The 10582-nt window shown below is 43.4% G+C and carries 8 protein-coding genes; 5 read left to right on the forward strand and 3 right to left on the reverse strand.

The genetic code is table 11. The features are described 5' to 3' along the window. Both V7K25_RS00920 and V7K25_RS00925 read left to right on the forward strand, forming a co-directional pair. The gene (locus V7K25_RS00920) at positions 1-4572 is read left to right on the forward strand and encodes an ATP-binding protein (RefSeq protein WP_335154249.1); all 4572 of its coding nucleotides are present in this window, start codon (positions 1-3) and stop codon (positions 4570-4572) included. 24 nt (positions 4573-4596) lie between these two features. Further along, positions 4597-5499 (forward strand): ABC transporter ATP-binding protein, encoded by a 903-nt coding sequence (locus tag V7K25_RS00925; protein ID WP_335154251.1) that lies wholly within the window; start codon positions 4597-4599, stop codon positions 5497-5499. 2 nt (positions 5500-5501) lie between these two features. Here the strand turns inward: V7K25_RS00925 and V7K25_RS00930 are convergent, their stop codons facing one another. Further along, entirely contained in the window at positions 5502-6182 is a 681-nt protein-coding gene (locus V7K25_RS00930; protein WP_335154253.1) for a tetratricopeptide repeat protein, read from the reverse strand. Between the two features lie 635 nt (positions 6183-6817). On the opposite strand from V7K25_RS00930, the gene V7K25_RS00935 reads away from it, so the two are divergent. Beyond that, the gene (locus V7K25_RS00935) at positions 6818-7144 is read left to right on the forward strand and encodes a YbjQ family protein (protein WP_100900674.1); all 327 of its coding nucleotides are present in this window, start codon (positions 6818-6820) and stop codon (positions 7142-7144) included. A 341-nt stretch (positions 7145-7485) separates the two neighbouring features. Further along, a complete protein-coding gene (locus V7K25_RS00940; protein ID WP_335154255.1) occupies positions 7486-8118 on the forward strand; it encodes a hypothetical protein in 633 nt (210 codons plus the stop codon). A gap of 204 nt (positions 8119-8322) precedes the next feature. Here V7K25_RS00940 and V7K25_RS00945 read toward each other — a convergent pair whose 3' ends face one another. Together V7K25_RS00945 and sufR are read right to left on the reverse strand one after the other, a co-directional pair. Next, entirely contained in the window at positions 8323-8583 is a 261-nt protein-coding gene (locus V7K25_RS00945) for a hypothetical protein (protein ID WP_335154257.1), read from the reverse strand. Between the two features lie 90 nt (positions 8584-8673). Beyond that, positions 8674-9357 carry an iron-sulfur cluster biosynthesis transcriptional regulator SufR gene (sufR, locus tag V7K25_RS00950; protein WP_335154259.1) on the reverse strand — a complete coding sequence of 228 codons (684 nt, stop codon included), beginning with the start codon at positions 9355-9357 and terminating at the stop codon, positions 8674-8676. Positions 9358-9599: 242 nt separating this feature from the next. Here sufR and sufB point away from each other — a divergent pair. Beyond that, positions 9600-10582, forward strand: a 983-nt coding sequence (gene sufB, locus V7K25_RS00955; protein ID WP_335154261.1) for a Fe-S cluster assembly protein SufB, incomplete at its 3' end; no start/stop codon positions are given.

Raw genomic sequence — 10582 nt, forward strand, 5'->3', positions numbered from 1 at the left:
ATGGCACCTGAAGAAGAAGGTATAGCTGTTAACAGTGTTTTTATTGAAGGTGGCGAAATTGGCAGGCTGATGCGATCGCTCGATTGGTCGCAGACTGCTTTAGGTTATGTGGCTGATTGGCCCCAGAGCTTACGGAGTGCCATTAGCATCTTGCTAGCTTCTAAAGCTCAAATATGCCTCTTCTGGGGTTCGGAATTAATCACGATTTATAACGATGCCTATCGCCCTGCCCTTGCCTCAAAACATCCTTGGGCACTCGGTCGCCCTGCTCATGAAGCGTGGAGCGAAGCCTGGAATGTTGTAGAACCTTTACTCAAGGGAGTTGTTGCCACAGGAGTTGCATTTTGGGCGCAAGATCATTTATTTTTCCTGAATCGACACGGTTATATTGAGGAAACTTACTTCGATGTCTCCTACGACCCTGTGCGAGATGAAAGCGGGAAAGTTGGCGGAGTCTTTTGCATTGTTAGTGAAACAACAGGACGAGTGCTAGGCGATCGCCGTTTACAAACCCTGAGTTTACTAAGTAGGGAGGCTCAAGCAAAGACCACAGAAGCGGCTTGTCTGTCTGCAATTCAAGCCTTAGCAACAAATTCTCATGATATACCGTTTGCCATGCTATATCAGGTGGAGGCAGACGGCAGCAGTGCAAAGTTGGTTGCAACTACTCCCATCGAGGAAACAGAAGCAACTCCATCGAGAGTGAATTTAACTCAACACAGCGATGCCTGGAAACTCACACAAGTTTATCATACCGGGGAAGCAGCAATCGTCGATGATTTGACAACTCGGTTTGAAGCTCTGCCAACAGGAGCTTGGGACAAACCCCCCTCTGCTGCTTGGGTCGTGCCTCTGATCCCACCTGGAGAAAAACAAATTTTTGGATTGCTGGTATTGGGTATCAATCCCTACCTATCTTTTGAGGATGATTACCGAAAGTTCTTCGATTTGCTCGTAGGTAACATGACAATCGCGATCGCTAATGCCCGTGCTTATGAAGAAGAACGCAAGCGACTGGAAGCACTAGCAGAACTGGATCGAGCCAAAACGACCTTCTTCAACAACGTCAGCCACGAATTTCGCACTCCCCTAACGCTGATGTTGTCGCCACTGAAAGAGACATTAACCGAATTAAACGGAATTCTTCCAGCCAAAGCCCAAGCAAATTTGGAGATGGTGCAGCGCAATGGCACACGGTTGCTCAAACTAGTTAATACGCTGTTAGATTTCTCGCGCATTGAAGCCGGACGCACCATAGCTAGTTATGAACCAATCGATTTAGCCACGTATACCGCAGAACTAGCAAGTATTTTCCGGTCTGCTGCTGACTCGGCAAGACTGCAATTAATTGTGGATTGTCCTCCCCTAGCAGAACCCGTTTACGTAGATCGCCAAATGTGGGAGAAGATTGTGTTAAATCTGCTCTCCAATGCATTGAAGTTTACCTTTGTTGGAGAGATTGCAGTTTCTTTGCGCCCAGTTGGCATGATAGTATCATTGGTAGTGCGTGATACTGGTACTGGGATTCCGGCAGATGAGGTTCCCCGGTTATTTGAGCGGTTTTATCGAGTTAAAGGTGTCAAAGGTCGCACCTTTGAAGGCACGGGCATTGGGCTGTCGCTAGTGCAAGAATTAGTCCAGATGCATGGTGGGACAATCACCGTTGACAGCACCTTTGGTCAAGGCAGTACCTTTACTGTTCAATTGCCAACTGGAACGGCTCACTTACCCTTGGATTGCATTAATACTAGCCAAAGCAGTGTTTATACTGATTCTGGAGGAATGTCTTATGTTGAGGAAGCTTTAGGGTGGCTCCCGAAAGAAACTCTTGAGGAGGAAGAATTCTCCCCTACTTCTTCTGCCCGGATTCTGCTCGTGGATGACAACACCGATATGCGGAATTATTTGCGACGGATTCTTAGCGAGTACTACAAAGTGGACGTGGCAATTGATGGTGAAACCGCTCTAGCTGCCACATACAACGATCCACCTGATTTAATCCTCAGTGATGTCATGATGCCAGGAATGGATGGCATTGAGTTGCTGCGGCATTTACGGAGTGATTTAAGAACGCGCGAAATTCCCATTTTGCTACTGTCTGCCAGGGCTGGAGAAGAATCGGCAATCGAGGGATTGGAGTCTGGGGCAGATGATTATTTGGTGAAGCCATTCAGCCGAAGGGAATTACTGGCACGGGTTGCCGCCAATTTAGAGTTAGGGCGAGTGCGCCTTGTTGCGAGTCAGGAACGTTTTCGTTTTCTGGCTGAGTTCATTCCTCAAATGGTATGGACGGCTGATGCAATTGGTCGGGTAGATTATTACAGCCCTCGCTGGCTTGATTACACTGGGTTGACGCTAGAGCAAATCCAGGGGTTCTGTTGGCAGAGCCTCATCCATCCAGAGGAACAAGAACACACTATCTTGGCATGGACTCAAGCCGTTCAAATGGTCACAAACTACGAGGTTGAACATCGCTTGAGACAGGCAGATGGAACCTATCGTTGGCATCTCACCCGTGCTTTACCAATACTGAATGAAAACAGTCAAATTATTCGCTGGTATGGCACCTGCACAGATATTAGTGAGCAAAAACTTGCAGAATCTGCCTTACGCCGATCTGAGGAACGCTATCGAACACTGTTTGAGTCCATTGACGAAGGATTTTGCGTGATCGAAATGCTGTTTGATGAAAACGACAGGCCGAACGATTACCGCTTTTTAGAAATCAATCCGTCCTTTGAGAAACAAACGGGACTCAAAGACGTACAAGGCAAAACGATACGCGATCTAGCTCCAAATCTGGAAAAGCATTGGTTTGAAATTTACGGCAAAGTCGCCATGACGGGCGAATCCATGCGCTTTGAGAATCGCGCTATTGCCCTACAACGTTGGTTCGACGTTTTTGCATTTCGCATTGGGCAGCCGCAGCACCGACAAGTCGCTGTCCTTTTCAAGGATATCAGCGATGCCTATCAGCAAGCTACGCAACGCCAACTTGCCGAAGCAGCCCTACGAGAAAGTGAAGAGTTAAAGCAACGAATTTTGGATAGCAGTCATGATTGCATCAAAGTTTTAACGTTAGATGGGCGGGTACTCTACTTGAATCAAGGCGGGCTACATCTTCTAGAAATTGATGATCCTGCGTCCTTTCATAACGCCGAGTGGATTAGTTTTTGGGAAGGCGAAGACCGAGAAAATGCCGCTTCAGCGATCGCTGCGGCCAAAATAGGTAATGTTGGTCAATTTCAGGGTTATTGCCCCACAGCAAAGGGTAAGCCGAAGTGGTGGGATGTAATTATTACTTCCGTCCGAAATGCATCAGGAATTATTGCACAACTCTTAGTCGTCTCACGGGATATTACCAAGCAAAAGCAAGCAGAAACTGAACGCGAACAACTTTTTTTGCGTGAGCAAGCTGCGCGTGAACAAGCTCAGACAGCGAATCGAATTAAAGATGAGTTTTTGGCAGTGCTATCACATGAATTGCGATCGCCCCTCAATCCTATTTTGGGTTGGTCTAGGTTGCTTCGCAATGGAACATTAAATGCCGCAAGAACGGCTATTGCTTTGGAAACAATTGAGCGCAATGCCAAACTCCAGGCACAATTAATTGAAGATTTGTTAGATGTCTCTCGCATTTTGTCTGGCAAACTCAATTTAGAAATGGCTCCTGTTAACTTGGTATCGACGATTGAAGCGGCTATTGAAACCGTGCGTTTAGCAGCAGAAGCGAAGTCAATTCAAATTAAGAGAGTATTTGACCCAAAAATTGGGCAGATTTTGGGAGATTCTGCTCGTTTACAGCAAGTGATTTGGAATTTGCTTAGTAACGCTGTAAAATTTAGTTTCGCTGGTGGACGGGTTGAAATTCGGCTAGAGTGCCAAGACTCGCAGGCTCAAATTACTGTTAGCGATACAGGTAAAGGTATTAATCCAGACTTTCTGCCCTACGTGTTTGAATCCTTTCGTCAGGCGGATGCGACAACAACTAGGAAGTTTGGCGGACTAGGGTTGGGGTTGGCGATCGTCCGTCATCTAGTTGAACTGCATGGAGGTACTGTTCAAGTAGACAGTCCTGGAGAAGGACAGGGAGCCATCTTTAATGTCAGGTTTCCTTTGATGAAAGCACAAGGTTCTAGCGAAAAAGTCCAAGAGAACTCCTCATTTTTTACTTTTAACACCTCACCTCTGACAGGAATACGGTTACTAATTGTTGATGATGATGAAGATATCCGTGATTTTTTGGGTTTTGTTCTTGAACAGGCGGGAGCAGAGGTTTGTATTGTGACATCGGCAATAGAAGCACTGCAAGCCGTAGAGCAATCACCACCAGATATTTTGTTGAGTGACATTGGAATGCCAGATATGGATGGCTATATGCTGATTCGACAAATTCGAGCCATGCCACCCGAACAAGGTGGACAAATTTTGGCTTTAGCCATCTCGGCTTATGCTAGAGAAGTTAATCGCCAACAAGCTCTAGCCGCCGGATTTCAGCAGCACGTTGCCAAGCCAATAGACCCAGATACATTAATTGCAGTCATTCTAGATATAATCGCCAAGAGAAATTAAATTTTTAATTGGAGCAAAATAACTATGACTGCTGCTGTCTTTCTAGAAAATGTCTACAAGTTTTACAACAATGTACCTGTAGTCAATGATCTGTCATTCCAAATTGAAGCGGGGGAAATATTTGCTCTACTCGGCCCGAACGGTGCGGGTAAATCAACCACAATTCGGATGCTGACTACACTAACGAAACCGTCCCAAGGACGGATAGAAGTAGGTGGATATGATGTGACAAGCCAAGCAATGTTGGCAAAACAGAGTATTGGCGTAGTCTTGCAGCAAGTAAGTGTGGATAACGATTTAAGCGTTTGGGAAAATATGGAACTGCATGGGAGGCTACATCACATTAGCAACCCACAGCGACAAAAACTGATTAATCAATGGCTAGAGTATGTTGAGTTAGCAGAAAAACGTAATGATTTGGTCAAAACCCTATCTGGGGGTATGAAACGACGATTGCAAATTGCCAGAGCTTTATTGCATCAACCGCAAATTCTGTTTTTGGATGAACCAACGGTAGGACTAGACCCCCAAACTAGGCGACGCCTCTGGGAAATTATTCGAGATTTGAATAAGCAGGGAATGACAATGCTACTAACGACCCATTATATGGATGAGGTCGAATTTTTGTGCGATGCTTTTGGTTCTACCAAGCCAGGGCGCATCGGTATTATGGATAGCGGTAAGCTAATTTCTTTAGGAACTTTACAACAGCTGCGTTCTGCTCACGGTGAAGGTTTGGTGATGAAACAATTAGGTGTATCTGAAGTGGGAAGTGATGGTGCTCGTAGTTGGGAATATCTGTTTTTCCCATCTTTGGAAGCAGCAAATATCTACTTGAATGAACAGCCCGATAAAACCGGAATGATGGTGCGTCCCTCTAATCTGGAAGATATTTTTGTGGAATTAACGGGACGCCAGTTAGATTAACCTCATCCTCCTAACTGTCGCAGCATGGCTTCTACCCTGTTGACGCCATCTGAGTCATTGCGCCGCTTGTACAAGTCACGGGCTTTCTGAAGCAAGCTGTTTGCTTGTTTGGTTTGTCGGCGCTGTTTATACATCGAACCCATTAACTCATAAGTCTGGGCGTTGTTCTTATCCAATTCGATTGCTTGTTGGTATGCCCAGCTAGCAGCATTATAGTCTCCCATGCGAGATTGCGTCACAGCCAATCCTAAATAGGCATTAACGTTGTTACGGTTCAGCTGTATCGCCCGACGGTAGCCTTCTTTTGCCCCACGCGTGTCGCCCAAATTCGCTTTGATGTAACCCACCGCGTAGTAAAAATCACTATTGTTAGGGCTGATGGCGATCGCACGACGATAAGCTGTTAATGCCGCCTGGTAATTTCCCTGTTGTGCGTATAAATAACCAATACCTGAATGAATTTTAGCATTCTTGGCATCTAGCCTAGCTGCTTGCTGATAAACTGCGATCGCACCACCATAATCGCCTGTATCCACTAACCTCCGTCCTTCTTCTAGTAGTTGCTTTAACTCTGGGTTTTTGCCTTGTGCCACTAATACCTGAGCTTGAGCCACTGAAGGTATAGTCAAGGAAAAACATCCTAATAACACCACACTCAGCACAATTGATGTTGGCTTGTACACAGTAAATTTCCTGAAATTTTAGAGGACTTTTTTCTTGTACATTAAAACAAAAATATAGACTTTTGAAAACTGTATTTCTTCGTATTAATTAAGATGTTAATAATTCATTGACTCTCTCCTTTACATTAGCGCCACATTACAGAGTTTTTACTGAATGATGAAGTGTAAGATATCAAGTTTAGATGAAGTTACTTACATATAAATCCGTAGACTAGCAAAATGACACTTTTTTTATCAGTAGTTATACGTGTCACTCATAAAAATCCAACAGTCATCTAGCTTAATTTTAGAAAGCGATACACCAATTTCACAAGATTTAAGATTCATTCTTGTTTGTTGCTTTCTTAAATAGTTTGCTGACTCTGTATCCAATTATTCACTCTTTTATACTACCCTTTAGGAAGTCGCCATCCAGGCATTTATATCCTTTTTTGGACATTACACGGTAAGATAACTTTAACAAGTTAAATGTTTTTTAAAATGCTAGATTTTAGCCAGTAGGTGAGAGTGCAAATGCGATTGCAATCTAAAATAGTATGAGAGATTGTTTATCAAGCTTGTATGAGCACAAACTAGTTTTGTATGTGTATTCTGATAAGAAATATCAACCTATATGCCATCTAGGAGGCTAACTTATGATTATAACTACTACTGATGTGATTCAAGGAGCCGTTATTGAGTCATATTTAGGCATTGTGACAGCAGAAGTAGTCTACGGTAGTAATTTTTTGCGGGATTTTTTAGCGGGTATTCGAGATATTATTGGTGGACGCACTGGTAGCTATGAGCGTCTATTTGAGCAGGGTCAACGCAAAGCATTAGAAGAATTAGAACAACGAGCACAACGTTTAGGAGCAAATGCTGTCATTGGTATTGAAATTGATACTGGCACAATCAATCTTGACCAATCAGGAGTTCTTTTGCTGATTACTGCTACAGGTACTGCTGTGAGGATGCGTTAATTTTTGATTATCCTTATTTTTGACAATCGGTACAAAATTTTCTCTTAAGTCTAATTGCCTACGCTAATTAAAGCTGGTTTCTCATAAAGGTTAATAATTAATTGTGTTTTAATTTAAAAAATTTAATGAAAATTTCTGTTCTAAAAAATTATTTAGATATTAGATATTAGATATTATATTAAAATTTATTAATATAATCTGCTTTTTATGACCAAAGATATACTTATAAAATATTTCTATTGATAGAGATAAAAGTAGATGATTTAGCTATTTAATTTTAAGCATAAACATGAATATACCTGAGATAAGCTTTGCTGAAACAGCACTGGAGAACATAAGTTATGTCATACGTAAATCGGACAGGTAATGACGTTATTCCTACTGAGTCTGTGGTAGCAGGCCGAGTAAGTGAGTATCATGATCTTGTTCGCTGGGGGCCGATTATTTCTGGTTTGTTGGTTGCTTTAGCTACTCAATTAATTTTGAGTGCTATAATTGGTGCTTTTGCCGCAGGCGCAGTTGAAGGTTCGGGTGCACCCAGAACAATTGCCCCTAACGCTGCAGGAAATGCGGGGCTTTGGTCAACTATCGCTTTACTAATTTCCCTATTTACTGGTGGTTGGGTTACAGCCCGTGCTTGTGGGCCGATGAACCGCAATACAGCTCTCCTTAACGGTGCAATTCTTTGGGCAACGACTTTAGCAGTTAGCTCATGGCTGTTAGCAAACGGAGTATCTGGTGCTTTTGGTGTTGCTGCTTCTAACGCTGGGGAAGTCATAAACCAGGTACAACAGCAAGGTGGTGTTAATGTACCACAAGCAAACATCAGTGCCCAACAAGCTCGTGATGCAGCAGCTAATTTACGTTCGGGATTGTGGTGGTTTGTGTTTGGTTCTTTGTTGGGTTTAATAGCCTCAATGATTGGAGCTGCAACTGGTGCTCGTAGTCCTCGGGCTAATAATTACAATGCTTAAATAATTGTTTGACAAACAAAATGGTATCAACTTTAACTTTAAAAGCACCTTTTTTAAGGTGCTTTTTGTTTATAGTGGTTCCTACATAGGTAAGGTACAGAAAAAATTAACCACAGATATAGATAGAACAGGAGGTTATTACTGTTGGTGTTATGTAGAGCTACTTTTAGGCTATATCCGAAATGCAAACTTTAGTACCACACTTCACCATTTCAGGTATGAACCTTCAATGCCTTGTTCACGTCGAATTTTGCCATCTTTTTCAAACCAGGCAATTACTTGATGTGCTGTCAAATCTTCAATAGCAACACCGTACTCTTGAGCAATATGCTTCAAAAGCTTAAGTGATGAAATTGTCAATCTTGTCAAAAACTTTTCTGGGGAAGACAACAAAGCCGCATCTACTTTTGCTGACTCTTCCAGGGTTAAAAATTGTGTTGATGGTTGCTGTGTTGGTACATCCATAAATGAAATGCTATCTCTTTAGTTGGGTATTGGGCATTGGGTATTAGTTATTAAAAAAAGGACAAAGGACAAATGACAAAGAATTAATGGCTAATGACGAATTTGTACCAAATAGCCACAACGATGTTCGCCATCGATAATCCAGTGGGTGCGTTCTACGGTACAATCTGATAAGACGGCTGCAAACATTTCTAATTCGTGACCACAGATGCTGGGAAAAGACTCGGCAACGTTGGAAATGGCGCAGTTATGCTCCATTAAGATAAAGCGATCGCTCTCAAAGGAGTCATTCACATCAACAGGGTAATACTCTGCCATGAACCCTTCCGCTTTTCTCAACTCTACTAAGTTAGCTACACGTTCTCGCAGTGAACCATTACCGACGCGATCGCGGTATTCTTTGGCTTTGCGCTGCCACTGTTTCTCTAAAATCGATTTAAATTGGTCGTGTCCTACCGTTTCGGCTAAGGTGTCTAGCAGCGAAACCGCAAAATTTCCGTGGCCATCACCAAAGCGATCGCTCATTGTTCGGTGCAAGCGATCGCGTCCCTGACGACTCAGTTGATAAAGATGCTGCGGACGCCCCATCCCCGCCGCCTGCACTGATGTCGAATACAAAACTAGCTCCTCCGTCTCCAAATCTTTGAGATGGCGACGAATCGCTTGGGGGGTAACGTCTAAAAGTTCAGCTAGCTCCAAAGCCGTTGCTTTTTCGTGTTTGTGCAGATATTCTAGGATATCTTGCTTGGTTGAGGACTGGTGGGTAGTCGCCATCTTATGGTTGGTGCAAGACGTTCAGCGAACGTCCCAAAAATTTATTTCAAAATTTGACTTTGACAACATTGTTGTTGTTAATTTAGCGTAAAATGAAGATAGATTAAACAACATAGCTGTTGTTTTACTCTCCACCACTATTCTAGCAGGCGTGTAACCATTCCGTAACGGGAGATGGAAATCGGTTAGCCGCAGCCCGTCTCCCATCCTAAAAGAGTTCAGAACACGAGAGATTATTACTGATGAGTGCCACTGTCAAAACCTTAGTCAACCAACCCTACAAGTACGGCTTTATTACAGATATTGAAGCCGACACTATTCCGCGTGGACTAGACGAGGACGTTGTTCGCTTGATCTCATCTAAGAAGAACGAGCCACAGTTCATGCTGGACTTTCGCCTCAGAGCTTATCGCCAGTGGCAAAAAATGACGGAACCAACTTGGCCTAATGTCAAGTATCCGCCAATAAATTATCAGGATATCATTTATTACTCAGCACCGAAACGTAAGAAAGAAAAACTAAACAGTTTGGATGAAGTCGATCCAACCCTTTTAGAAACCTTCGAGAAGTTAGGCATTTCTCTATCTGAACAGAAGCGACTGGCAAACGTCGCCGTCGATGCAATTTTCGATAGCGTTTCTGTCGCTACTACATTTAAAGAAAAGCTAGCGGAAGATGGTGTTATTTTCTGTTCGTTTTCGGAAGCGTTGCAAGAACACCCAGAACTGATTAAAAAATACTTGGGTAGCGTTGTTCCCATCGCTGACAATTATTTTGCCGCCTTGAACGCCGCTGTATTTAGCGATGGTTCTTTTGTCTATATTCCTAAAGGCGTGAAATGCCCAATGGAACTGTCTACCTACTTCCGCATCAACTCTGGTGATACGGGACAATTTGAGCGGACTTTGATTGTCGCCGAAGAAGGTAGTTATGTTTCTTACCTCGAAGGTTGCACCGCACCGATGTATGACAGCAACCAGCTGCACGCGGCCGTTGTGGAACTTGTCGCTCTGGATAACGCCGAAATTAAATATTCCACCGTCCAAAATTGGTACGCTGGAGATGCTAACGGTAAAGGCGGTATTTACAACTTTGTCACCAAGCGCGGTTTGTGTCAGGGCGTAAATTCCAAGATTTCCTGGACTCAAGTAGAAACAGGTTCGGCAATTACTTGGAAATATCCTAGCTGTGTGTTGGTGGGTGATAACTCTGTGGGTGAGTTTTA

Source organism: Nostoc sp., from assembly GCF_036919495.1.
GTDB lineage: Bacteria > Cyanobacteriota > Cyanobacteriia > Cyanobacteriales > Nostocaceae > Nostoc.

Bases quoted from the DNA above. Each gene is read 5' to 3' on its own strand.
- V7K25_RS00920 (WP_335154249.1), top strand. From the start codon at position 1: ATGGCACCTGAAGAAGAAGGTATAGCTGTTAACAGTGTTTTTATTGAA.
- V7K25_RS00945 (WP_335154257.1), bottom strand. From the start codon at position 8,583: ATGGATGTACCAACACAGCAACCATCAACACAATTTTTAACCCTGGAA.
- sufR (WP_335154259.1), bottom strand. From the start codon at position 9,357: ATGGCGACTACCCACCAGTCCTCAACCAAGCAAGATATCCTAGAATAT.
- V7K25_RS00925 (WP_335154251.1), top strand. From the start codon at position 4,597: ATGACTGCTGCTGTCTTTCTAGAAAATGTCTACAAGTTTTACAACAAT.
- V7K25_RS00940 (WP_335154255.1), top strand. From the start codon at position 7,486: ATGTCATACGTAAATCGGACAGGTAATGACGTTATTCCTACTGAGTCT.
- V7K25_RS00935 (WP_100900674.1), top strand. From the start codon at position 6,818: ATGATTATAACTACTACTGATGTGATTCAAGGAGCCGTTATTGAGTCA.